The sequence below is a fragment of the Streptomyces sp. NPDC057623 genome (assembly GCF_042800355.1).
In the GTDB taxonomy this organism is placed as follows: Bacteria; Actinomycetota; Actinomycetes; order Streptomycetales; family Streptomycetaceae; genus Streptomyces.
Map to the genome: position 1 here is coordinate 62,756 of NZ_JBHVGZ010000042.1, position 23,832 is coordinate 86,587.

At 71.6% G+C, this 23,832-nt stretch carries 18 protein-coding genes and 2 pseudogenes; 8 read left to right on the forward strand and 12 right to left on the reverse strand.

Going from position 1 to position 23,832, the window contains the following annotated elements; all coding sequences use genetic code 11:
* From ACFU95_RS32755 to ACFU95_RS32765, 3 genes are all read left to right on the forward strand, one after another.
* The coding region (locus tag ACFU95_RS32755; protein WP_383835068.1) for an amino acid adenylation domain-containing protein at window positions 1-3,779 on the forward strand (3,779 nt) is incomplete at its 5' end.
* Window positions 3,776-3,988, forward strand: a complete 213-nt coding sequence (locus tag ACFU95_RS32760) for an MbtH family protein (protein WP_383835071.1) — start codon at window positions 3,776-3,778, stop codon at window positions 3,986-3,988. The genes ACFU95_RS32755 and ACFU95_RS32760, both read left to right, overlap by 4 nt.
* Before the next feature lie 28 nt (window positions 3,989-4,016).
* Window positions 4,017-5,243, forward strand: a complete 1,227-nt coding sequence (locus ACFU95_RS32765; RefSeq protein WP_383835074.1) for a cytochrome P450 — start codon at window positions 4,017-4,019, stop codon at window positions 5,241-5,243.
* Between the two features lie 24 nt (window positions 5,244-5,267).
* On the opposite strand, the gene ACFU95_RS32770 is transcribed toward ACFU95_RS32765, so the two are convergent.
* The 4 genes from ACFU95_RS32770 to ACFU95_RS32785 are packed head-to-tail and all read right to left on the reverse strand — an operon-like array spanning window position 5,268 to window position 9,353.
* Window positions 5,268-6,134 carry a sugar phosphate isomerase/epimerase family protein gene (locus ACFU95_RS32770; RefSeq protein ID WP_383835077.1) on the reverse strand — a complete coding sequence of 289 codons (867 nt, stop codon included), beginning with the start codon at window positions 6,132-6,134 and terminating at the stop codon, window positions 5,268-5,270.
* Window positions 6,131-7,147, reverse strand: a complete 1,017-nt coding sequence (locus tag ACFU95_RS32775) for a Gfo/Idh/MocA family protein (RefSeq protein ID WP_383835080.1) — start codon at window positions 7,145-7,147, stop codon at window positions 6,131-6,133. Before ACFU95_RS32775 ends, ACFU95_RS32770 begins: the two co-directional genes overlap by 4 nt.
* Window positions 7,148-7,173: 26 nt before the next feature.
* Complete coding sequence (locus ACFU95_RS32780) at window positions 7,174-8,601, reverse strand: sugar porter family MFS transporter (RefSeq protein WP_383835083.1); 1,428 nt, start codon at window positions 8,599-8,601, stop codon at window positions 7,174-7,176.
* 11 nt (window positions 8,602-8,612) lie between these two features.
* Window positions 8,613-9,353, reverse strand: a complete 741-nt coding sequence (locus tag ACFU95_RS32785; RefSeq protein WP_383835086.1) for a 2-keto-myo-inositol dehydratase — start codon at window positions 9,351-9,353, stop codon at window positions 8,613-8,615.
* A gap of 242 nt (window positions 9,354-9,595) precedes the next feature.
* Between ACFU95_RS32785 and ACFU95_RS32790 the strand changes: the two genes are divergently transcribed.
* A complete protein-coding gene (locus tag ACFU95_RS32790; protein ID WP_383835125.1) occupies window positions 9,596-10,597 on the forward strand; it encodes a LacI family DNA-binding transcriptional regulator in 1,002 nt (333 codons plus the stop codon).
* A 49-nt stretch (window positions 10,598-10,646) separates the two neighbouring features.
* On the opposite strand, the pseudogene ACFU95_RS32795 reads toward ACFU95_RS32790, so the two are convergent.
* From ACFU95_RS32795 to ACFU95_RS32830, 8 genes and pseudogenes are all read right to left on the reverse strand, one after another.
* A pseudogene (locus tag ACFU95_RS32795) lies at window positions 10,647-10,980 on the reverse strand (substrate-binding domain-containing protein); the annotation flags it as partial.
* Between the two features lie 79 nt (window positions 10,981-11,059).
* A complete protein-coding gene (locus tag ACFU95_RS32800) occupies window positions 11,060-12,499 on the reverse strand; it encodes an NlpC/P60 family protein (RefSeq protein WP_383835089.1) in 1,440 nt (479 codons plus the stop codon).
* Between the two features lie 407 nt (window positions 12,500-12,906).
* Window positions 12,907-13,965, reverse strand: a complete 1,059-nt coding sequence (locus tag ACFU95_RS32805) for an NAD-dependent epimerase/dehydratase family protein (RefSeq protein ID WP_383835092.1) — start codon at window positions 13,963-13,965, stop codon at window positions 12,907-12,909.
* Between the two features lie 237 nt (window positions 13,966-14,202).
* A complete protein-coding gene (locus ACFU95_RS32810; RefSeq protein WP_383835095.1) occupies window positions 14,203-15,462 on the reverse strand; it encodes a glucarate dehydratase family protein in 1,260 nt (419 codons plus the stop codon).
* Window positions 15,459-16,367, reverse strand: coding sequence for a 5-dehydro-4-deoxyglucarate dehydratase (locus tag ACFU95_RS32815; RefSeq protein WP_383835098.1), 909 nt, complete (start codon window positions 16,365-16,367; stop codon window positions 15,459-15,461). Before ACFU95_RS32815 ends, ACFU95_RS32810 begins: the two co-directional genes overlap by 4 nt.
* 26 nt (window positions 16,368-16,393) lie before the next feature.
* Entirely contained in the window at window positions 16,394-17,338 is a 945-nt protein-coding gene (locus tag ACFU95_RS32820) for a carbohydrate ABC transporter permease (protein ID WP_383835101.1), read from the reverse strand.
* Window positions 17,335-18,279, reverse strand: a complete 945-nt coding sequence (locus tag ACFU95_RS32825) for a carbohydrate ABC transporter permease (RefSeq protein ID WP_383835104.1) — start codon at window positions 18,277-18,279, stop codon at window positions 17,335-17,337. Before ACFU95_RS32825 ends, ACFU95_RS32820 begins: the two co-directional genes overlap by 4 nt.
* Complete coding sequence (locus tag ACFU95_RS32830; RefSeq protein WP_383835106.1) at window positions 18,276-19,610, reverse strand: ABC transporter substrate-binding protein; 1,335 nt, start codon at window positions 19,608-19,610, stop codon at window positions 18,276-18,278. Before ACFU95_RS32830 ends, ACFU95_RS32825 begins: the two co-directional genes overlap by 4 nt.
* 637 nt (window positions 19,611-20,247) lie before the next feature.
* Here ACFU95_RS32830 and ACFU95_RS32835 point away from each other — a divergent pair.
* From ACFU95_RS32835 to ACFU95_RS32850, 4 genes and pseudogenes are all read left to right on the forward strand, one after another.
* Entirely contained in the window at window positions 20,248-22,113 is a 1,866-nt protein-coding gene (locus ACFU95_RS32835; protein ID WP_383835108.1) for a phage tail sheath family protein, read from the forward strand.
* A gap of 33 nt (window positions 22,114-22,146) precedes the next feature.
* Window positions 22,147-22,671, forward strand: coding sequence for a phage tail protein (locus tag ACFU95_RS32840; RefSeq protein ID WP_004003113.1), 525 nt, complete (start codon window positions 22,147-22,149; stop codon window positions 22,669-22,671).
* A gap of 27 nt (window positions 22,672-22,698) precedes the next feature.
* Window positions 22,699-23,436, forward strand: a complete 738-nt coding sequence (locus ACFU95_RS32845) for a hypothetical protein (protein WP_383835111.1) — start codon at window positions 22,699-22,701, stop codon at window positions 23,434-23,436.
* A pseudogene (locus ACFU95_RS32850) lies at window positions 23,429-23,832 on the forward strand (hypothetical protein); the annotation flags it as partial. The gene ACFU95_RS32845 and the pseudogene ACFU95_RS32850, both read left to right, overlap by 8 nt.

The following is a 23,832-nucleotide window of genomic DNA, read 5'->3' on the forward strand; positions in this document are numbered from 1 at the left end:
CCTTTCTGCCCTCCGCCCCCCGTTCCCTCCGCCCCCCCCCCCCCCCCCTCCGCCCCTCCTCCCCCCCTTTCTCCCTCCCCCCCCCCGCCCGTTCCCCCCCCCCCCGCGCCACCCTGCCGTGGACCGAGGCCGAACTGACCGGCCCCGGCATCGACACCGAGCGGGAGTGGGCGCACCTGCTCGACGAGGACCTGGCCCGCGGCTTCGACCCGGCCACGCCCCCGCTGATCCGCTGCACCCTGGCCCGCACCGGTGAGCGACGGCACCGCCTGCTCCTCACCCACCACCACATCCTGCTCGACGGCTGGTCGGTCTCCGTCCTGCTGCGCGAACTGCTCGCCCTGTACGAGGCGGGCGGCGACCCCGCCGCCCTGCCACCCGCACCGCCCTACCGCGCCTTCCTGGACTGGCTGGCCGGCCGGGACCGTACGGCGGCCGAGGCCGCCTGGCGGGAGGCGCTGGACGGAGTGACGCAGCCCACGCGCCTCGCCCCGCACGCCACCGACGGCCGCGGCTCGGGCGAGCCGGCGCAGGCCCGCACCGAGCTCACCCAGGAGACCGGCACGAGCCTCTCCGCGCTGGCCGCCCGCCTGGGCGTCACCGTCAACACCCTGGTCCAGAGCGCCTGGGCGATCCTGCTCAGCCGGATGACCGGCCGCGACGACATCGTCTTCGGCGCCACCGTCTCCGGCCGCCCCGCCGAACTGCCGGGCGTCGAGTCGATGGTCGGCCTGTTCATCAACACCATTCCCACCCGGATACGGCTCCGCCCCGACGAACCCCTGAGCGGGCTCGTGCGCCGGGTCCAGGAGGGCTACGTCCGCCTTCTCGACCACCATCACCTCGGCCTGGCCGACATCCACCGGGCGGCCGGCGTCCCCGAACTCTTCGACACGCTCGTCGTGTTCGAGAACTACCCGACGGACCTGCACCAGGCGGACGACGCCGACCGCATGCGGGTCGTGGGCACGGGCGGACGCGACGCGACCCACTACCCCGTGACCCTGGTGGCGGTGCCGGGCCCCCGCCCGCGCTTCCGCCTCGCCTACCGTCCCGACCTCTTCGACGCCGACTGGGCCGAGGCCACCCTCGACCGTCTCGTACGGCTCCTGGAGGCCATGGCGGCCGACCCCGACCTCTTGCTCGGTCGCGTCGCACTGGCACGGCACCAGGAGCGCCCCGGCCCGGAACCGGCCCCGGCGACCCGCACCCTCACCGACCTGTGGGCGGCCCAGGTCGCGGCCACGCCGGACGCGGAGGCCGTGCTGGACGGCGAGGTCCGGCTGACGTACCGCGAACTCGACGACCGGGCCGCACGGTTGGCCCGGCAGCTGGTGGCTCTGGGCGCCGGGCCCGAGCGGGTCGTCGGCATCGCGCTGCCCCGCACGGCGGAGCTGGTCGTCGCCGTCCTCGGCGTCCTGAAGTCCGGTGCCGCCTATCTCCCGCTCGACCCCGCCTATCCGCGCGAGCGCCTCGCGTACATCGTCGGGGACGCCCGGCCGGTGGTCGTCCTCGCCACGGAGGAGACCGCCGGGGTGCTGCCCGGGGGAACGCCCATCTTCACAGGCGGGGTGACGTCCCCGCAGACCCCTGTCCCCGCACCGGCGTCGTACCCCGGCACCGTCGCCTGCGTCATCCACACCTCCGGCTCCACCGGCCGCCCCAAGGGTGTCGCGGAGACCCACGGCGGCATCGTCGAGTTCGTCGAGTGGACGCACACCGCGTTCGGCCCCGAGCGGCTGGCCAGGGTGCTGCTCTCCACCTCGCTCAACTTCGACGTGTCCGTCTTCGAGATCTTCGCGCCGCTGCTGTGCGGGGGCCGTATCGAGATCGTCGAGAACCTGCTGGCGCTCACCACGTCGGGCGGCCGGGACGCGACCCTCGTCAGCGGGGTGCCCTCGGTGATGGCCACCGTGGTCGCCGACCGGCCCGACATCTCACCCCGGGTCGTCGCGCTGGGCGGCGAGCCCGTTCCCGAACGGCTCCTCGCCGACCTTCGAACCGCCTTCCCCGAGGCCCGGATCATCAACTTCTACGGGCCCACCGAAGCCACCATCTACGCGACCGCCTGGCAGTCCGGCGTAGACCCCCACCCCGAGGACGGTTCGCCGCCCCTGGGCGGCCCGCTCGCCCGCAACCGCCTCCGCCTCCTCGACCAGGCCCTCCAGCCGGTGCCCGACGGAATGACGGGGGAGCTGTACATCGCGGGCGGCGGACCGGCCCGCGGCTATCTCGGCCGACCCGGGCTGACCGGGCAGCGCTTCGTCGCCGACCCCTACGGCGGGCCGGGGGAGCGCATGTACCGGACCGGCGATCTCGCGGTGCGCGACCCCGACGGACAGCTGCGTTTCCTGGGCCGGGCCGACCACCAGGTGAAGATCCGCGGCTTCCGCGTCGAACTCGGCGAGATCGAGGCCGAGTTGGCCGCCCATCCGGCCGTGACCAAGGCGGCGGCGACCGTACACGAGGGCGCGCGCGGCGAGAAGCAACTGATCGCGTACGCGGTACCGGCCGCGCGAGGGGGCGCCGGGCCGGACGTACTGAAGGCGCACCTGGCCCGGCACCTGCCCGCCCACATGATCCCCGCGACGATCGTCGTCCTCGACGCACTGCCGCTCACCGCCAGCGGCAAACTGGACCGCACAGCCCTGCCCGCTCCCGGCACTCCGGCCCCCGCCCGCAGCGCCCCGCGCACCGAGCGCGAGGAGAGGCTGCGCGCGCTCGTCGCCGACGTCCTCGGCCTCGACCCGGCCCGGGTCGGCGTCCACGACAGCTTCTTCGACCTCGGCGGACACTCCCTCCTGGTCCCCAGGCTGACCACCCTGATCCGCACCGAACTCGCCGCCGAAGTCCCCGTGCCGGCCGTGTTCGAGACACCGACCGTGGCCGCGCTGGCCCGCCGGACGAGCGGTGGCCCGGACGCGGAGGCGGGCACCGGCAGCGGAACGACAGCACTGGGTCCCCTGCTGCCCCTGCGCACCCGCGGCGACCGGGAGCCGCTCTTCTGCCTCCCGCCGGCCTCCGGTCTGGCCTGGGGCTTCGCCGGGCTCACCCGCCATCTGGACACCGACCGCCCGCTGTACGGACTCCAGTCCCGTGGTCTGGTGCCGGGCGAGACGCGGTCGGAGAGCCTCGCCGAGACGGTCGCCGCACACACCGCGCGGATCCGCCAGATCCAGCCCGAGGGCCCGTACCACCTGCTCGGATACTCCATGGGTGGCCTCGTCGCCCACGCCGTCGCCACGACCCTCCAGGCGGCGGGGGAGCGGGTGGAACTGCTGGCGCTGCTCGACTCCTTCCCCGGCGCGTGGACGAGCCAGGGCCCGCGCCCCGCCGACCGACCCGCGGTACTGCGCGCTCTCCTCGCCATCCTGGAGCGAGAAGCCCCAGCGCGGGACACGGAACTGACGGACAGCCGCTTCGCCGAGCTGGTGCGCCGCGTCCCCGACCTCCCCGGCAGCCTCGACGATGCCGAACTCGCGGCCCTGGTCGAGGTGACGGCCAACAACCGGCGCCTGCTGGAGGAGTTCGACCCCCTGCCGTACGACGGCGACCTGCTGTTGTTCGCCGCCGCTCAGGACCCCGACGCGCACCCGGACCGGCACACGGCCTGGCAGCCGTACGTGCGAGGGCGCGTCCACTCGCACGACATCCCCTGCACCCATGGTGAGATGACCCGTCCGGGAGCGCTGGACCGGATCGGCCCCCGGCTCGCCCGACGACTGCGCACCACCGCGCCCGAGCCCACCACCCCCACCCACAGGAGGAACCCCGCATGACCACCAATCCCTTCGACGACGACACCCTTGAGCACTACGTCCTCGTCAACGACGAGGGCCAGCACTCGCTGTGGCCCGCGTTCGCCGAGGTGCCGGCCGGCTGGACCGTCGTGCACGGCGCCGCCGGCCGGCAGTCCTGCCTGGACTACGTTGAGGAGCACTGGACCGACATGCGTCCGCAGAGCCTCATCCGGGCCATGGGCGCGTAGGGAACAGCGGAAACGGGAGGAAGACGGGATGACCACACGGCGGACGATCGCGCCGGAAGAACTCGACACGCTGGACCTGGCCGATCCGCGGCTGCACGCCGAGAGCGACCTGTCCGCCGTGTGGCGCCACCTGAGGGAGCGTCAGCCGGTCCACTGGAACCCGGCGACCGACACGGCCCCGGGCTTCTGGGTGGTGTCCCGGCACGCCGACGTCACCTCCGTGTACCGGGACAGCACACGCTTCACCTCCGAGGGCGGCAACGTCCTGGAGACCCTGCTCGCCGGCGGCGACACCGCGGCCGGGCGCATGCTCGCCATCACCGACGGGGCGAGGCACACGGCGCTGCGCCGCCTGCTGATGTCCGCCTTCTCGCCACGGGCCCTGGAGCCGATCGTGGAGAGCGTGCGGCGCACGGTGACGCGGCTTCTGCAGGACGCGCTGGAGAAGGGCACCTGCGACTTCGCCGCCGACGTGGCGGCCGGCATACCCCTCGGCGCGATCTGCGACCTGCTCGGCGTCCCCGACCAGGACCGGGCCCATGTGCTGAGCCTGACGTCCTCCGCGCTCGGCTCGCACGAGGCCGACAGCACGGCGGCGGACGCCTGGATAGCCAAGAACGAGATCCTGCTCTACTTCGCCAACCTCGCCCGCGACCGGCGCGAGGGCGGCCACGCGGATGTCATCGCGCTGCTCGCGGGCAGCGAGGTGAACGGGCTGCCGCTGGACGACGACGAGATCATGCTCAACTGCTACAGCCTGATCCTCGGCGGTGACGAGACGGCCCGCCTGTCCATGGTCGGCGCCGCGCTCGCGCTGCTGGAGCACCCCGGCCAGTGGCAGGCCCTCAGACGGGGCGACGCCGGCATCGACACCGCCGTCGAGGAGATCCTGCGCTGGACGACCCCCGCCCTGCACTCGGGACGCACCGCCACCACCGACACCGAGGTCGGCGGGCAGGCGGTGAAGTCGGGGGAGATCGTCACCGTCTGGAACGCCTCCGCCAACCGGGACGAGCGGATCTTCGACGCCCCCGGCGAACTGCGCCTGGACCGTACGCCCAACAAGCATGTGACCTTCGCCTACGGCCCGCACTTCTGCCTCGGCGCCTACCTGGCACGGGCGGAGATCGGAGCCGTGCTGAGCGGCCTGCGTGATCTGGTGGCGGAGTTGGAGCAGACCGGTCCCGCCAAGCCCGTCTACTCCAACTTCCTCAGCGGCCTCAGTGCCCTGCCGCTCGCGCTCAAGGCGGCCTGAAGGCGGCCCGGCCCTTCGGATCGCCTACCCGGCAAGCTCCTTGCGGATGCGGTCCAGCATGAACGCCGAGGACTCCACGGCCCGCTCTTCCCAGGCGAAGACGCAGGCCGTGGCCACGCCGTCGAAGTTCAGCTCGCGCAGCGTGCCGAAGAACACGTCCCAGTCGACCTCGCCCTGCCCGATGTCCAGGTGCTGGTGGATCCGGGCCGGGGTGCCGGGCGGGTTGAGGATGTAGCGCAGGCCGGACGAGCCCTTGTGGTTGAAGGAGTCCGCGATGTGCACATGCCGGAGCCTGTCTCCGGCGTAGCGCATCATCGCCGCGATGTCCGCCGTCGGGTCCGCGCCCGACAGGTGGAAGGAGTGCGGGGCGCAGTAGAGGTAGTTCACCCACGGCTTGTTGATCGCACGGACCAGGTCGACGGCGGGGGTGTTCTCCTCGCAGAAGTCGTCGGGGTGCGCCTCCAGGTTCAGCGCGATGCCTTCACGCTCGAACACCGGGAGGAGTTCCTCCAGCGAGCGCCAGAAAGCGGCCTCGCTCTCGGCGGCGCGTTCGGGGCGGCCGTTGAACTCCGAGTTCATCAGCGGACATCCGAGGTCGGCGGTGATCTCGATCATCCGCTTCCAGTAGCGGACGGCGGCCTGCCGCTCCGTCTCGTCGGGCGAGGACCACTTGTACAGCGGCAGCACGGAGGACAGTCGGACGCCGTGTGTGCGCAGGGCGGTCTTCAGCTCGGCGATCCGCTCGTCGTCGGCCCGCGGGTGCCGGAAGAACGGCATGAAGTCGTCCCGGGGTGACAACTCGATGTACTCGTAGCCGAGTTCGGCGACCGTGCGCACCATGTCGTCGATGGGGAGCGTGCGGAGCATGTACGGGTCGAGGGCGATCTTCACGCGGCACCTCCGTAAAAGGCGGGGCGGGGCTCGAGGTCGGTGGCGATGACGCGGCCCGACTCCAGGGCCTCGACGGTCGCGGCGGTGATGACGGTCGCGGCGTAGCCGTCCCAGGCGGAGGGGCCGGTGGGCTCGATGCCGGCGGCGATGCCCGCGATCCACTCGCGGAACTCGGTGTCGAAGGCATCCGCGAAGCGGCCCACCCAGTCCGTGAGCACCTCCGTGCTGTGCTGCCCCGCGCTGCGCAGGCCGACCGAGGCCGGGTCGGGCAGCCGGACCAGCCCCTCCTCGCCGACCGCCTCGCACTGGATGTCGTAGCCGTACTGGCAGTTGACGAAGACCTCCAGGTCGATGCGCACGCCCTTGGCGGTCTCGAAGAGCATGATCTGCGGGTCCCTGAGATGGGCGAACCGCTTGCTCGTGGCGCGCGGGGTGACCACCTGGGTGGAGACGATCTCGTCGTCGAGGAGCCAGCGCAGCACGTCCACCTCGTGCACCGCGGTGTCCAGGGCGGCCATGGAGGAGGTGTAGGACTCCGGGACGGCCGGGTTGCGGTGGGCGCAGTGCACGATCAGCGGCTCACCGATGCGACCGGAGTCGATGACCTGCTTCATCCTCCGGTAGCCGACGTCGTAGCGGCGCATGAAGCCGACCTGGACCAGGCGGCGGCCGTGCGCTGTTTCGGCCTCGACGATCTTCAGACAGTCCCCGGCGGTCGTGGCGAGCGGCTTCTCGCAGAAGACGGGCCTTCCGGCGACGACGGCGTTCAGCACGTGTTCGGCGTGGGTGGGTCCCCAGGAGGTCACGAGGACGGCGTCGACGTCGGCCGCCGCGATCAGTTCGGCACCGTTCGCGACCGCTCGGGCGCCGACCCTGCTCGCCGCCTCCTCGGCACGCGCGGCGTCGATGTCGGTGACCGCGGTGACCTCGGCCCCGGTCACGACCTCGGTGAGGCGCCGTATGTGTTCCTGGCCGATCCAGCCGGCGCCTATGACACCTACACGCACAGTCATGGGACTTCCTTTCGAGAACGTGCGGTTCAGGAGAAGCGGGCCTTGAGTTCCGCTTCGAGGGTTTCCAGCGAGCGGCCCTTCGTCTCGGGGACGTACCGCTTCACGAAGGCGAGCGAGAAGACACCCGCCACCACGAACAGGAAGAAGGTGTGGGAGATCCCGATGCCGGAGACCAGCGACGGGAAGACCAGGCCGATCACGAAGTTGGTCAGCCACAGCACCACCGCCGCGACCCCCATGCCGAAGCCGCGCATCCGCATCGGGAAGATCTCCGACAGCATCAGCCAGGTCACCGGTGAGATCGCGCCCTGCTGGAAGGCGAGGAAGGTGACGGTCATGGCGAGCACGGCATAGGCACGGCTGTCGCCGGACGGCAGCACCAGGGAGAAGACGCCGATCAGCAACAGGGCCGCGGTGGTGCCCATCTGACCGGTCATCAGCATGGGGCGGCGATCGACCCGGCCGAGCAGCCAGATGCCCACGAAGGTGGCCAGCACCGAGATCACGCCGTTCGCGATGTTCGCCGTCAGCGCGCTGTCCGAGGCGAAGCCGGCGTCGGTGAGGATCTGGGTGCCGTAGTACATGATCGTGTTGACGCCGGTGATCTGCTGCACGATCGCGATGCCGAAGCCGACGAACATCAGCTTGCGGATCCACGGCGTGGCCCTCATGTCCTGCCGGCCGCCGAGCTTCTCCCGCTCCTCCTTGACGGCGAGCGCGGACACCTCCGCGAGTTCGGCCTCGGCTCGCTGCTGGGACCTGACCTGCTTGAGCACCTCCAGGGCCTCGCCGAAGCGGGTCCGGGAGGCGAGCCAGCGCGGGCTCTCCGGCATCACGAGCATGCCGAACCAGAGCACGACGGCCGGAACGGTGGCGATCACCAGCATCCAGCGCCACACCCCGCCGGACTCCCCGCCCACCCGGGCGATGACCGCGTTGGAGGTGAACGCCAGCAACTGGCCGCTGACGATCATCAGTTCGTTACGGGTGACCAGCGCGCCGCGCCGTTCGGCGGGGGAGACCTCGGCGAGGTAGACCGGCACCGTCACCGAGGCGCCGCCCACCGCGAGGCCGAGCACGAACCGGGCGATGATCATGACGGCGGTCGTCGGTGCCAGTGTGCAGCCGAGCGCGCCGACGAAGAACAGCACGGCGAGGGCGAGGATCGTACGGCGCCTTCCGCGCGCGTCCGACAGCCGGCCGCCGGCCACCGCGCCCAGCGCGGCACCGAGGAGCAGTGAGCTGGTGACCATCCCCTCGGTGACCGCGGTCAGGCCGAGGTCGTCGGTCATGTACGGCAGGGCGCCGTTGATGACGCCGGTGTCGTATCCGAAGAGCAGTCCGCCGAAGGTGGCGATGACGGTGATCAGCCGCAGCCTGCGGGACACCGCCGGCGGGGCGTCGTCCGAGACGGGGGTAGGGGCTTGCGTCGGGTCGTCGTCCCTGACGTCCATGGGCGGTCTCCTCACCGGTCGGCAGTCGTGGGCGCCGGGCACTGGGTACCCGACAGGCCGCAGCCCGCCAGGTGCTCACGGGTGCGTACGGCGATGGGGAGCGGCGCGTCGGGTGCGCGGGGGTACAGGTCCTGCTCGACGATCACGAACAACTCGGCCTCCAGTCGGGCGAGTTCGGCCACCACGTCGGCCGGCTTCGGTACCCCGGCGGGCGGTGACACGCACACGCCGCGCTGGACGGCCTCGCCGAACGACAGGTTCTCCGCGGCGACCTGGACGAGGATCTCGGGGTCCATCCGCTTGATGTGCACGTATCCGACGCGCTCGTCGGACTCGCCCGGCAGCCGCTCGATCTCCGGCTGGGTCTGGATGTGGCTGTCGGCGTGCGGATGGATCACGAGCCGCAGGTCGTACTCGTCGAGGAGCAGCTCGCCGAGCCGGTCGGCGGCCTTGCCGAAGCCCGCCCACTGCCCGGCGGTCAGTTCCGGCGACTCGGTGAACGCGCCGGTCTTCTCGTCCCGGTACATGGGCGGGACGAGCGCCAGGTGATGGGCGCCCGCGGCGGCGGTCAGCTCCGCGACCTGCCGGAGGCGCGCGAGCGTCCCGTCCCCCGCCGCCACCAGCTCGTCGAGGAAGCGGGTGTAGGGGACCTGCCGGTCGTCCTCGGGGAACCAGACGCCCCAGGAGTCGGGGGCCGAGCCCAGGCACAGGTCGCCCGCGGTGGTGCGGAGCGAGGTTGGCGCCGTTGCCATGACGAGTCCTTCGGGGACGGGGGACGGGAGACGGGGGAGGGGGGGGACGGGACGGATGCCGGCGTACGTGTCCACGGATGTGTTGTCGCGCTCTACTAGCGCGCTCTAGTGCGAGTACGATGGCCCTGGTCCAAATGTCATGTCAATAGCTTGTCGCCGGGAGATTTCGAGGCCCCGTTAAGGTGAGCAGCGTCGAAGGGTGGGAAGCGCAGGTGGATGCGGCAGGCAGGCAGCGGCCCACGATGGCGGACGTCGCCGAGAAGGCGGGAGTCTCCCGCGCGCTCGTCTCGATCATCTTCCGCGACCTGCCGGGCGCCGGCCGCGAGACCCGTGAGCGCGTGCTGCGCGTCGCCGACGAGATCGGTTACCGCCCCGACAACGCCGCCCGGCTGCTGGCCCGTGGTCGCAGTCGCACCCTCGGCGTGATGTTCACCGTCCACCAGACCTTCCACACGGACCTCATCGCCGGCATCTACCCGGAGGCCGAGCGGCTCGGCTACGACGTGCTGCTGTCCGGGACGACCCCGGGCCGCGGTGAGGCCAAGGCCGTCGAGGCGCTGCTCGGTCATCGGTGCGAGGGGCTGATCCTGCTCGCCCCCGACGCCGAGCCCGGCTACCTCGACCAGCTGGGACACAGTGCGGCGACCGTCTCCGTGGGCCGGCGTGCGCCCGGCGCCCAGGTGGACCTCGTGCACAGCGCCGAGGGCAAGGGCGCACGGCAGGCCATGGACCACCTCGTGGAGCTGGGGCACCGCCGGATCGCGCACATCGACGGCGGGCGCGGCCCCGGTTCGGCCGAGCGGCGGCGCGCGTACCGGGCCGCGATGCGCCGGCACGGGCTGACGGACGAGGTACGGGTGATCCCCGGCGCGCACACCGAGGAGTCGGGCATCGAGACGGGGCGCCTGCTGCTGGCGGAGCGCGACCGGGGGCTGCCGCTGCCGACGGCGGTCCTCGCGGGCAACGACCGCTGTGCGATCGGCCTGTTGATGACGCTGACGCAGGCGGGCGTCGAGGTCCCGCGCGAGATGTCGGTCGTCGGCTACGACGACAGCCACCTCTCCCATCTGATGTCGATCGGCCTGACCACCGTCCGCCAGGACGCGGTGCTCATGGCCGAGCACGCGGTCCGCTTCGCCGTGGACCGGCTGGAGAACCCGGAACTGGAGCCGCGCGAGGCCGTGTTGGACCCCGAGCTCGTCGTCCGGGGCACGAGCGGGCCGGCCCCGCAGGAGCCGGCCTGACAAGCGACAACGGCGGGGTCGGCCGCGCCCCGGACGCGCCCAGGAGGTTTTAGCGCGTGCCCTTCGCGGCGAACTCGGCCACCGCGTCGACGTCAGCACGGGAGCCGTGCCACCGCCGCTGAAGTTGCCGTTCGTCCGGTAAGCCACAGCGAGTCGACCTCCAGGTAGCCCTGGAGGTACGGCTGCTGGTCGACGGCGAACTCGACCTTGCCGTCCTGGACGGCCGTGACCAACTCCTTGTTGAGGTCGAAGGTCGCGATCTTGGCCTTGCCGCCCGCGTCCGACACCGACTGCACGGCCGTCAACGCGAACGGTGCGCCGAGCGTGACCACCTGGTCGATGGAGGAGTCCTGCTGGAGCTTGGCGGTGATCGTCGGCTTCACAAGGTGGGGCGGGGTGGTGTCACCGAGACCGCCCCCGCCGTCAGGAGAGGGCGGGGGCGGTGGTGGCCTTGTCGCCGGCTCAGGCGGGCCGTATCGCGCTGTGGATCGCGGACTCCCCGGCGTAGTGGATCGACTCCTCGCGGATGGCCGCTCCCGGCCCCGGAGCGTGGATCATCATGCCGTTTCCGGAGTAGATGCCGACGTGGCCGACGTGGAAGAGGACGAGGTCGCCGGGTTCGAGGCAGGTCAGCGCGATCCCTTGGCCGGCGGTCGCCTGCTCCGGCGCTGTGCGGGGGAGGGAGATGCCGGCGGCCTTCCAGGCGGCCTGGGTGAGGCCGGGGCCGTCGTAGGAGCCCGGGCCGCTCGTGCCCCAGACACAGGGCTTGCCGAGCTGGGCGCGGGCGAAGTCCAGGGCCCGCACGGCCCGGGTGTCCTGCGGTGCGGTCGCGGTGAAGGCGGCGCCGGCGGTGGGGACCTGCCCGGTGGCGTAGTCCTGGGGCGTGGTGAGGAGTTGCCCCGTGTCGTAGCCCTGGCCCGTGTCGTAGGTCTGTCCCGTGGTGAGGACCGGGCTGGTTCCGGTGACGGCCAGGGGGTCGGTGGTCGGGTCCGCCGTGGTGGTCCAGGCCGAGGTGCCGGGCGGGACCGTGGTGAGGCCGGCCGGTCCCTGGGCCTGGAGTGCCTCCCACCGGGTCTCGGCCGAGGTCGGGGCCGGGGTCGCGTTCCAGGTGCCGACGGCGGACAGGCTGTCGACGGTGGCGGGAAGGCTCTCGATCGCCGCGAGCGGCGCGTTCGGCCGCGCCGTGTACCGGGACAGCAACTCGCGGGCCTGGGAGAGCTTTCGCTGGTTGCGTTCCTTGGACGCCCGCAGAGCGGACTGCTGTCGCGGCTCGGCCGTGGGCTCGGCGGGCGGCGCGGGCAGGGCGAGGGGGGTCCGGACGGCTTCCCGCGGTGCCTCCGGTGCGGCCGGCAGGGCGGCGACCGGGCCGGCGGTCAGTTCGGGCGTCGGAGCCGCCGCGACGGGCCGACCGGACGTCAACTCGGCGACCGGCGCGGGGGGCAGTTCCAGGGCGGCGCGGCCGGTGGCTTCCCGTCCGCGGTCGGTGGCGCCGGATCCTGGCCGAGCGTCCCGCGCCGCGGCGGGGCGGTCCGGCATCCTGTCGGCCGGCAGGGCCGCCGCAACGGTCGGGCCCAGCTTCGAGCGTGCCACGTCGAACCACTGCCGGGCGACGCTGTCGAGCGCGGGGTCGCTACGCCTGCCGTTCTCGCTCCCGGACGCGGCGGCGGGCCCGCGTCCCGCGTCCGCCGGGCGGTCGACGCGCCCCCGCGGTCCGGTCGCCGCCGCGCGGGTGGCGTTGAAGGTGCCCGTGTCGGATTCGGCCTGGTCGTAGAGGGAGCTGACCCGTCGGCTGACCTCCTCGCGGCTCGGTGTCTCGTCCCCGGCCGCGGGGGCGGCGTTGGCCGTCTGGGCGAGCAGGGCCACTGAGGTGAGGGCTGCCGACGCGAGTGCGGAATTGCGCATGCCGGGGAGGCTCAGAGCCCCCGGACGCGCGCTGCGTTCCGGCGCCATGGGCGACGTACTCCTTCCGTACTCCGCCTACCGGGGTGGCGATGGGGTACCCCCAGGCCCGTTCAGGCTCTGGGGGAGGGGTCGGGCGATCGGTTCCGGAAGGTGTGCCCTACGGCCCTTGCCCCGAAGGACGGTTGGGCCGATTCACCCCAGGTTCGGTTGGGTTCCCGGCTCCGGTGGACCCTCACGGGCACACACCGGACTCGGCGGAGGCCGCGCGTCCCGGCGGGGTTCGCCGGAGGTCGTCGTGCGGTCTGAGGCGTAACTTAACCAACTTGTGAGCCTCGCGTGAAGGTTGACATGTGAAATGTCCGATACGTTTTTGTGACCTTCGACGCTTGGAGTGCCGGGCTCCGCATTCACTGCGCGGCGCGCTGACCTCGCCACGCTTCGTAGTGATCCAGGACCGTCTGCTCGATCGGGCGGTAGGAGATGCCCAGTTCGCTCACGCTGCGGCTGTTGTCCACCCGGAAGCGGATGCCGAGGTGTCCGCGGATGTAGTCCTGGGTCAGCCCGAAGGCCGGACCCAAAACGCGTACCGGCCAGTGCGGGAGCGCGGTACGCGGGAGGCGCAGGTCGCGGGGGTGGCGGGTCCGGATCATGCGGGACATCTCATGGAACGACGTCATGGTCCGGTCGGCGAGGATGTAGCGGCCCTGCGCGTCCGGGTTCTCCGCCGCCGCGATATGCGCCTCGGCCACCTCGCGCACGTCCACCGTGGTGAAGCTGAAGTCCGGGGCTCCGTAGAAGAAGTAGCCCTTGAACAGCTCCTCCAGCAGGAACAGGCTGCCGGACTCCGAGGCCGGGGTGAGGGAGGGGCCCAGGATCAGGCCGGGGTTGAGCGAGACCATCCGCCAGCGGCCCTGGGCGGCCTCCGCGTCCCAGGCCGCGCGCTCCGCGACCGTCTTGGCGTAGTGGTAGGGGTTGTTCTCGACGGTGCTGGTGGTGTTGAAGTACCGCTCCGACAGCACTGCGTCGTCCATGGCCAGTACGTCCGCGTAGTCGCCGAAGATCGCGCCCACGGTGGAGGTGAGGACCAGCCGCTCGACCGTGGGCGTCCGCTCGACGGCCGCCAGTACGTTGCGCGTGCCGAGCAGGGCCGGGTCGACCATGTCCCGGCGGCCGTCCTTGATCTTCTCCGGCATACGGAACGGCGACGCCACATGGAACACCACCCGGCAGCCGGTCATCGCCTCGTCGAAGGAGCCCTCCGCCAGCAGGTCGGCCTCGAACAACAGCAGTTGGCCGGGGTGCGCCTCCTGCATCGCCCGCAGCGGCCGTACCTTCGCCGTGTCGGCCGTGCCGCGCACGGTGGTGTGGACCCGGTACCCGCGCTCCAGAAGCCGCTTGACCAGGTGACTTCCCACGAAACCGCTGCCCCCGGTCACCAGAACCCTTGCCGCGCCGCCCTCGCCCACGCCCTCATCCCTCCTGCCGTGCGGTCGGGGGTCACCCTATGGGTGTCGAGCGGGATGCCGGGGGCTGCCTCGACCGGCCCGCCGACTCCCCGCTCACGGCCGACGGCCCGGTGGGCGTCACCGGCTACTGCGTGGACAGCCCGCACCTGCTCGCCGACCGAGTCACCGCCGAGCTCGCGGCGAGGTCCACCCCGGTGCCCGGCACGGCCTCACCCAGGCGGACACCGCGATGGTCGGTCACCAGCGCGGCAGCCGTAGTTCGTACTCCGGCTGGATCCGCCGCATGTAGCCGGTGTCGTCCCGGCCGCGCACCCCGGAGTCCACATACAGACGGTGGAGCCGGTCGAGGGCGTCGTGGTCGAGTTCGATGCCGAGGCCCGGCCCCGTGGGGACCTCCACCGCCCCGTCGCGCAGCTCCAGGGCGCCGGGGACGATCACGTCGTCGGCGAAGTTCCACGGGTAGTGCGTGTCGCAGGAGTGGTCGAGGTTGGGGATGGCCGCCGCGACATGCGTCATGGCGGCGAGGCTGATGCCCAGGTGCGAGTTGGAGTGCATCGACAGGGCGATGCCGAACGCCTCGCAGACCGCGGCCAGTTCACGGGTGCGGCGCAGTCCGCCCCAGTAGTGGTGGTCGGTGAGGAGCACCTGGATCGCGTCCTGCTCGATCGCGGGGCGCAGATGCTCCCAGGCGATCACGCACATGTTGGTGGCGAGGGGGAGCGGCGAGTCCTTCGCCACCTCCGCCATACCGGGGATGGTCGCGGTCGGGTCCTCCAGGTACTCCAGTACGCCGTCCAGCTCGCGGGCGACGTACCGCGAAGTCTCCACCGTCCAGGCCGTGTTGGGGTCCAGGCGCAACGGCTGCCCGGGGAACGCCTCCGCCAGCGCCCTGATCGCGGCGATCTCCTCGTCGGGCGGGAAGACACCGCCCTTGAGCTTGAACGACTCGAACCCGTAGCGCTGTTGCATCAGCCGTGCCTGCTCGACGATCCCGGCGGGGTCCAGCGCCTCGCCCCAGTCGTCGCCCACCGCCGGGCGGCCGTCCAGGGCCGGGTGTTCGGCCCACTTGTAGAAGAGGTACGCCGCGAAGGGGACGTGGTCGCGGACCCTCCCGCCGAGCAGGTCGCTCACCGGGCGGTCGAGCAGCTTGCCCTGGGCGTCGAGGCAGGCGACCTCGACCGCCGAGCTGGTCCAGCCGCGCTCGTGCGAGCTGGGCACGGTGGGCAGCAGCGCGGCGTCGATCGCGGCCATGACGGCCGTCGTGTCGAAGACGTCCATGCCGACGACGACCTTCGCCGCCGCGTGCAGCCGCTCCAGGCGGGCGACGCCGCCCGGGGACTCGCCGAGGCCCACCGTGCCGTCCTCCAGGACGAGTTGGAGGATGACGCGCAGGGCGAGCGGCTCGTGGACGCCGTTGGAGTTGAGCAGCGGCGGGTCGCGGAAGGCGATCGGCGTGATGATCAGCTCGCGGACCCGGGTGCCGACGGTGGGGCTCATGCGCGGACCGCCTCCAGGCCGTGGTCGATCAGTTTCGCGAGCCGGGCGACATGCTCCGGCGTGGGGTCGACCAGCGGCGCGCGTACCCCGCCGACGTCCAGGCCCCGCAGGGTCACACCGGCCTTGACCAGGGCCACGGCGTAGCCGGGGACCTCGTCGCGGAGTTCGACGAGGGGGCCGTAGAACTCGTCCAGCAGGGTCGTCACCAACTCCCGGTCGTCGCGCGCCAGCGCCTGGTGGAAGGCCAGCGCGATCTCCGGGGCGAAGGCGAACACCGCGGAGGAGTACAGGTCGACGCCGATGCCCTGGTAGGCGGGCGCGGTCATCTCGGCGGTGGGCAGGCCGTTGAAGAACTGGAAGTCCGCGCCGCCGGGCACGGCGCGCACGGCCCGGACGATGCGGTGCATCCGCTCGATGTCGCCGAGGCCGTCCTTGAGGCCGACGACCTTCGGCAGCGCCGCGATCTCGGCCGCCGTGGCCTCGGTGAGGCGGGCGTTGCCGCGCTGGTAGAAGATCACCGGCAGGTCGGTCGCGGCGGTGACCTCCTCGACGTACCGCACCAGGCCCCGCTGCGGCGCCGTCACCAGGTACGGCGGCAGCAGCAGGATGCCGTCGGCACCGGCGCGTGCGACGCGGGCGGCCTGGTCGCGGGCCACCGGGGGCGGGCCGCCCGCCGCGGCGAGGACGGGGACGCGGCCGGCGGTCGTCTCCACGGCGATCCGCGTGGCGCGTTCGATCTCGTCGGGCGTCAGGGCGTGGAACTCGCCGGTGCCGCAGGCGACGAACACGCCGCCCGCGCCCGCCGCGACGCCGGACCCGATGTGCTGAGCCAGCCGTTCCTCGTCCAGCGAGCCGTCCGCGGTGAACGGCGTGACGGGGAAGAACAGCACTCCTTGGAACTTCATGTCTCCCTCAAGGTGGGGGGTAGGGGTCAGCCCTTGGTGGCACCGGCGGCGATGCCGGTGACCAGCGAGCGCTGGAGGAGCAGATAGACGATCAGGCTGGGGATCAGGGCGATGACCGCACCGGCCAGCACCAACCCGGAGCCGACCTCGGGGTCGCTGCGCAGGATGGACAGGGCGACGGTGACCGTGTAGTCGGTGGGGTCCTTGGCGGCGATCAGGGGCAGCAGGTACTGGTCCCAGATCATGATGAAGCCGAGCACACCGGCCACGCCGAGCGCCGGCTTGCACAGCGGCAGGATGACCTGCCAGAGCATCCTGAGCTCGCCCACGCCGTCCAGGCGGGCGGCCTCCTCGATCTCGGCGGGAATGTCCCGCATGAACTCGGTCAGCATCATCACCGAGAAGCCCCAGGCGCCGAGCGGCAGGATGACGCCCCAGACCGTGCCCTTGAGGTCCAGGTGGACCACCGGGACGTCACCGAGGACCAGCGACAGCGGGATCGCGATGACCTCCTCGGGGAGCATCAGCGTCATCATGAACAGCAGCATGATCAACGCCTGGCCGCGGAACCGGTGCCGGGCCAGCGCGTACGCGGCGAGCGTGCACACCACGAGCTGGAGCAGCAGGCCACCGCCCGCGATGACCAGCGAGTTGCCGAGGTAGTCCCAGATCCCGCGCTCGCCCGCCACCCTGAAGTTCGACAGCGTGCTGTCGTGGGGCAGGAAGGACAGCGAGGAACCGCTCGGGTTGGTGGTGAAGGCGCCCGAGAAGATCGTCAGGAACGGCGCCGCGAAGATGGCGAGGGCGATCAGACAGAGCAGGACGCGCAGGGCCCAGGCGAGGCCGGGCTTGTCGTTCCAGCCGAGAGCGGTGTCGAAGCGGGCCGGGGTGGTCCGCTGAGCCTTGGTGTTCCGCCCGGCCGGGGTGTCAGGGGCTGTCGGCCGGACGGGGTCGATGACGGGGGCGCTCATCGCGCTTCTCCCCTCTTGCGGAGGTAGTTGACCATGACGGTGAGCAGCAGCGTCACGCAGAGCAGGACGACCGAGGCCGCGGAGGCGCCGCCGATGTCGTTGCGGGTGAAGCCCAGGGTGTAGGCGCGGGTGATCCAGACGTCGGTCGACCCGGCCGGGCCGCCGCCGGTGAGGACGTAGACCTCGGTGAACACGCGCAGGCCGCGGATCGTGGCGAGCGTGAGCACGATCGTGAGCGCCGGACGGATCGCGGGCAGCGTGATGTACCGCAGCCGCTGCCACAGCGAGACGCCGTCCATCGCCGCCGCCTCGTACAGCGAGCGGTCCACGCCCGCGAGACCGGCGAGGAGGATCACCATGTTGTACGGGGCCCAGATCCAGATGCTCATGGCCATCGTCGAGTACAGCGCGATGTCCGGGTTGTCGAGGAACTGGACGGGGCCGAGTCCGAGGAGGTGCAGGCCGCTGTTGAGGAGGCCGTCGGAGGTCGGGTAGTACATCAGCCGCCACAGCTCGCCGACGACCGCGGTGGCCGTGACGGCGGGCAGGAAGACGGCGGTGCGCAGGATCTTCAGCGAGCGTGCCTGGCCCTCCAGGAGCAGGGCGAGGACGAAGCCGAGGAGGATCGCGCCGAGCGACTGGCCGATGCCCAGGATCAGGGTGTGCCCGATGGCGTCCTGGAAGCGGTGGTCGGTCAGGACCCTCGTGTAGTTGTCGAGGCCGATCCACCGGTCGCCGAGGAAGGGCCGTACGTCGAAGAAGCTGAGCCAGATGCCCTTGGCCATCGGCCAGAACTTGAAGACGAGCGCGAGCAGCAGACCCGGAGCCAGAAAGAGCCAGGGGATGAGGGCCTTCTTGTTGAAGGTCCTCCCGGAGAACTTGTCGGGGGCCCTCTTGCCGGAGCCTCTGCGCGCCGCGGGGGCGGGGACGGTAGCGGTCATTTCAGCAGGTCCTGGTCCTTGAGGTCACCGGCGAGGGTCTCGTTGAGCTCCTTGAGCTGTGAGCGGACGTCACCGCCGCAGTACGTGAAGATCGAGTTGAGCGCGTCGGCGGTGTCCTGCTTGATCGGGGCGAAGTCCGGCGCGTTGGGGAACTGCTGGGACGCGTCCTCGTAGGCCTTCTGTACGACGCTCCAGCGGGCGTCGTCACGCACCTTCGCCGCGTCCAGCGTGGAGTTCACGGGGATGCGCACGACGGGCTGGTGGCCGTCGACGCTGGTCATGGCGATCTTCTGGCCCTCGGGCGAGACCAGGAACGCGGCCAGCGCCCGCTCCTGCCTGTCCTTGCCGGTCCTGGCGCCGAGGTAGACGTTCTCGCCGTCGGCCAGCACATCGCCGCCTGCCGGGCCCGCGGGGGCCGGGACGACCTCGTACTTGTCCTTGCCGAGCGTGCCGTCGAAGGTGGTCATGTTGTACGGGCCGGTCATGTACATCCCGGCGTTGCCGTCCTGGAAGTTCGTGGCCGTCGCCGTGACGGCGGTGATGGCGCCCGGCTGGACGACGCCCTTCTCACCGCAGAAGAGGTTGTCCTTCATCCAGGTCACGGCGTTCACCGCGGCGGCCGAGGCCATGGCCGGCGTGTACTTGCCCGTGCCGTCCGACTCGATGATCTGCGCGCCGCCCTGCCACAGGAAGCTCGCTCCCCACCAGGCGGCGTAGCCGTTCTGGGCGCTGCCCGGCGCGACGATGCCGTAGGTGTCGGCCTTGCCGTCGCCGTCCGGGTCCCGGGTGGCGAACGCCTTGGCCACGGAGAGCATCTCCTGCCAGGTGGTGGGCGCCTTCAGTCCGAGTTTCCTCAGCCAGTCCGTGCGGATCATCAGGGTCTGGGCCTGGCGGGAGTACGGGATGCCGTAGTGCTTGCCGTCGACGCCCACCGTGGACGCCCAGGACTTGTCGGTGATCTGGTCGCCGCCCGCGATCGAGGCGGGGTCGATCGGCTTGAGCAGTCCCTGGCTCTGGTAGCTGCCCATCAGCGCCGTGTCGTTGATCATGACGTCCGGCAGGTCCTTGGTGGACGCCCGGCTCTGGAGCTGCTGGTCGAAGTTGATGACCGGCTGGTAGTCGATCTTGATGCCGGTCTTCTTGGTGAAGGCGGCGAAGACCCGGTCGTAGGTGGCGGCGGAGTCCGGATTGCTCCGGGTCCACACCTCCAGAGTGTTCGGGTCGTCGCTGCCCGCACTGCCGGAACCGGAGCCGCACGCGGCAGTTCCGAACGCGAGCGCCGTGGCGACGAGCAGGGCGGCCGGGTGGCGACGTCGTCGGTGATCCCGCATGGACACACTCCGTTGGGAGTTCATATGCATGAACTGGCTTCACGCATCTAAATGATCGGCCAAGTTACGAATCGTTTCGGCCGTATGTCAAGACATGGCGGCGAGATTTCACCTGCCGCATAGGGGGTGTGGCGGTGGTGGCGGTAGGGGCGGGTTCTCGCCAGCCCGGGAAAACCGGCCATGGCTCGTTGTGTGCGACTCGGGGGTGCCGAACGGTCGTGCGACCAGTCGAACGGCGTGAGTCAAGTGTTTCCGTCGCGGGTCGGGCCCTTTCGGCGCTCCGGGGCGGCACCGCTGTGCGGGATCTGTGAACCACCTGGCCGGGGCGCGCAGGTGCCGTGTGTGGATGCGGGGAGGGGGTCTTCACCGAACCCTCTCCCCGGCTGGCCTGAAGCCACCTTGTTCGGTCAACTTCGAACGCAGCAAGGTGGGTTGAGCACTTGAGCATCAGGAGTCACAAGCGAGTCGCTTGGTCCGTGCGGCCGACCGCCCACGGAGATGACGGGGGAAACTGGTGCGGTGCACGTGTCGACGTCGCCCTTGTGGGTGGCGTTTTCGTGCCCCGGGTCGGGAATGCCTCCCTCTGCCATCTCTTGGTGCCTTTGTCCGGTACCCGAGACAGGGATAAGGAGGGGGAATGCCGATGAGCGCGGTCAGCGCCGCAAAGCCGACGTATCCCGGCGTCTACGTCGAGGAGCTCCCCAGCAGCACCCGCACGATCTCGACCTTGACCACGTCCGTGACCGCCTTCGTGGGCCACACCCGGCGTGGTCCGCTGAACGAGCCGGTACGCGTCACCAGCTTCACGGAGTTCGAGCGCCGCTTCGGGGGCCTGAGCGCCCAGAGCGCCGTCGGCTACGCGGTCCACCAGTTCTTCGGCAACGGCGGCACCGTCGCGGTGATCGTCCGGGTGGCCAAGGCCGGCAGCGGCAAGGCCGCCTGCGTCACCCTCAAGTCCACCGAGGGCCACAGCGAGGGCCCCGTCCTCGAAGTGCACGCCAAGGAGCCCGGCCTCTGGGGCAACGGCCTGCGCGTCGCCGTCGACCACGACACACCGTGCCCCGACGAGACCTTCAACCTGCGTGTCTACGACGCCAAGGGCGACGCCCGCGAGAGCTTCACGGGCCTGTCCATGGACGCCGCCAACGGCCGCTACGCGCAGACCGTGATCAACGCCGGTTCCAAGCTGATCCGCGTCGAGGTCGTCGGCGAGGGCCGGCCCGACCCGTCCGGCACCGTCTCCAAGCCCTTCGGTGACGAACTCCCGAACCTGGCCGTCGACCTGACGGTCAAGATCGGCGAGGTGGAGCGTGAGTTCACGCTCCACGACCCCGACTGCGACGGCGAAGCCCCGTGCAGCGTCGCCGAGTTGGCGCTGCTCCTGGAACGCAAGCTGCGCGCCCTGCCCGACGCGCCCGGCAAGCACGCCTTCGCGGGCGCCGAGGTCACCGCCTTCGGCCGCCGTGTCCAGGTCGTCGCCGGCTCCACCGACCCCGAGGACGTCGTCCGCTTCCTCGGCGAGTGCGCCAACGACCTCGGCCTGGAAGCCTCCGTCAACCCGCCGGTCTTCCCCCTGGAGGGCGGCGAGGACGGCGCGGCGCCCGGCCCGCGCGACCTCATCGGCTCCGAGGGCGACAAGAGCGGCATCCAGGCGCTGCGCGGCGTCGCCGACGTCAACCTGCTGGCCCTGCCCGAACTCGCCGCGTACGAGAAGACCGAGGACGCCCTCACCGTCATCTCGGCCGCCCAGCGGCTGTGCCAGGAGCGGCGGATCTTCCTGCTGGTCGACGCGCCGAGCACCTGGGTCAGCGTCGACTCCGCACGCGCCGGGCTCGCCGCCTTCGACGCCGTACGCGGCAACCACGCGGGCCTGTACTTCCCACACCTGCAGCTCACCGACCCGCTCACCGGACGGCTGCGCTCCTTCCCGCCCTCCGGCGCGGTCGCCGGCGTCATCGCCCGCACCGACTCCGAGCGCGGCGTGTGGAAGGCCCCGGCGGGCACCGAGGCGCGGCTCGCGGGCGTGCACTCGCTCACCGTCAACCTCACCGACCGTGAGACCGGGCTGCTCAACCCGCTCGGCGTCAACGTCCTGCGCACCTTCCCGGTGACCGGCCCCGTCGTCTGGGGCGCCCGCACGCTGGAGGGCTCCGACGCACTCGACAGCGAGTGGAAGTACGTGCCGGTGCGCCGACTCGCGCTGCACGTGGAGGAGAGCCTCCAGCGGGGCCTGCAGTGGGTGGTCTTCGAGCCCAACGACGAGAACCTGTGGCAGCAGATCCGGCTCGCCGCCTCCTCGTACCTGCACACGCTCTTCCGTCAGGGCGCCTTCAAGGGCGGCACCCCGCGCGAGGCGTACTTCGTCAAGTGCGACAGCGACACGACGACCACCGAGGACATCGAGAACGGCATCGTCAACGTCCTCGTCGGCATCGCACCGGTGAGGCCGGCGGAGTTCGTGATCGTCAAAATCCAGCAGACGTCCGGGCAGTTCGCGCTCTAGGCGCCGGGAATCGTGGAGAACTGAAGGAATCCGATGGCTGAGTTCACGGTCAACGCGCATCGCTTCGACCCCTACAAGAACTTCAAGTTCCTGGTCCTGTGGGACGGTCGCACGGTCGCCGGCATCAGCAAGATCAGTCCGCTCAAGCGGACGACGGAAGTCGTCAAGCACCGCCACGGCGGCGACCCCTCGTCGCCCCGCAAGTCGCCGGGCCGCTCCGAGTTCGAGGGCATCACCCTGGAGCGCGGAGTCACCCACGACCCCGAGTTCGACCGCTGGGCCAACAAGGTCTGGCAGGTCGGCGCGGGCCTCGGCTCCGAGGTGTCCCTCGCCGACTTCCGCAAGGACATAGTGATCCAGGTCCTCAACGAGGCCGGCCAGGTCGCCGTCTCGCACAAGCTGTACCGGACCTGGCCGAGCGAGTACCAGGTCCTCGGCGAACTCGACGCCAACGCCAACGCGGTGGCGATCCAGTCGCTGAAGCTCGAGTGTGAGGGCTGGGAGCGGGACTACGAGGTGCCCGAGCCGGAGGAGCCGTCCTTCCTCAACCCGGCCTGAACAACGGGTGGTCAGAGGGGGGACGAGATGGCGATCACCGGGGCCGCCGAACTGCTGGCCACCTGGGAGGCGGGCCTCGCCGAGGCATCGACGGGGCGCGCCCTGCTGCTGCACCGCACGGCGCGCCCGGACGTCGACACCGCGACCCTGCCGGTACTGCCGGTGGGGGAGCGCGAGGCCGACCTGTTCGCGCTGCGCCGCGCCCTGTTCGGGGAGCGGATGCAGGTGCGGCTGGCGTGCTCGGCGTGCGGGGCGGACATGGAGTTCGACCTGGACGCCGGGGAGTTCGCCCGGTCACTGGCCGGGCGGGACACCCCGGGCGACTCCGTGGTGCGCGTCCGGCAGGACGGCTGGGACGTGGAGTTCCGGCTGCCCGGTGTCGCCGACCTGACGGTGGCGGCCCGGGCGGCCGACCCGCGTACCGCCCTGCTCGCGCGCTGCCTCGTCTCGGCGGTGCGCGACGGAGCGGCGGTCGGCGCCGGTGAGCTGCCGGTCCCGGTCCAGCGCCGGATCGCCGAGGCGGTCGAGGCCGCCGACCCGGGCGCCGACGTGACGCTCCACATCGCCTGCCCCGAGTGCGGCGAGGCCACCCGGGCCGAGCTGGACATCGCCTCCTACCTGTGGACCGAACTGGACGCCTGGGCAAGGGACCTGCTGCTCGACGTCCATCTGCTCGCCACGTCGTACGGCTGGAGCGAGCCGGAGATCCTGGCGCTCAGCCCGCTGCGGCGCCGCTACTACCTGGAGCTGTGTGCGGATGTCTGACGCCGACGGGGCGCCGGTTCCCGACTTCCTCGACCGGCTGATCGCCCGGCACACCCCGGCCGCCGCCGGACCACGCCCGGGTGTGGTGCGGGTACGGCCCCGGCTGCCCGGCCCGTTCGAACGGGTCGAGGCCGTACGGAGCACGGCACCGGACCCGGACGACGGCACCGACCCGCTGTGGCCCGCCACCACCCCCTCGGCCGTACCGCGGGGGGACGTGCCGCGCCCGGCGACACCCCGGGCCCGACCGCACACGGAACGGGAGCGGACGGTCGTACGCACCGAACGCGCCCCGTCCGACCCGGCACCGCGGCCCGCCCTGAGGGCCCTGCCCGAAGCACCTCTGCTGCGCCCCGTCGCGCCGCTCGCCGCGCAGCCGCGGCCGGAGCCCGACGC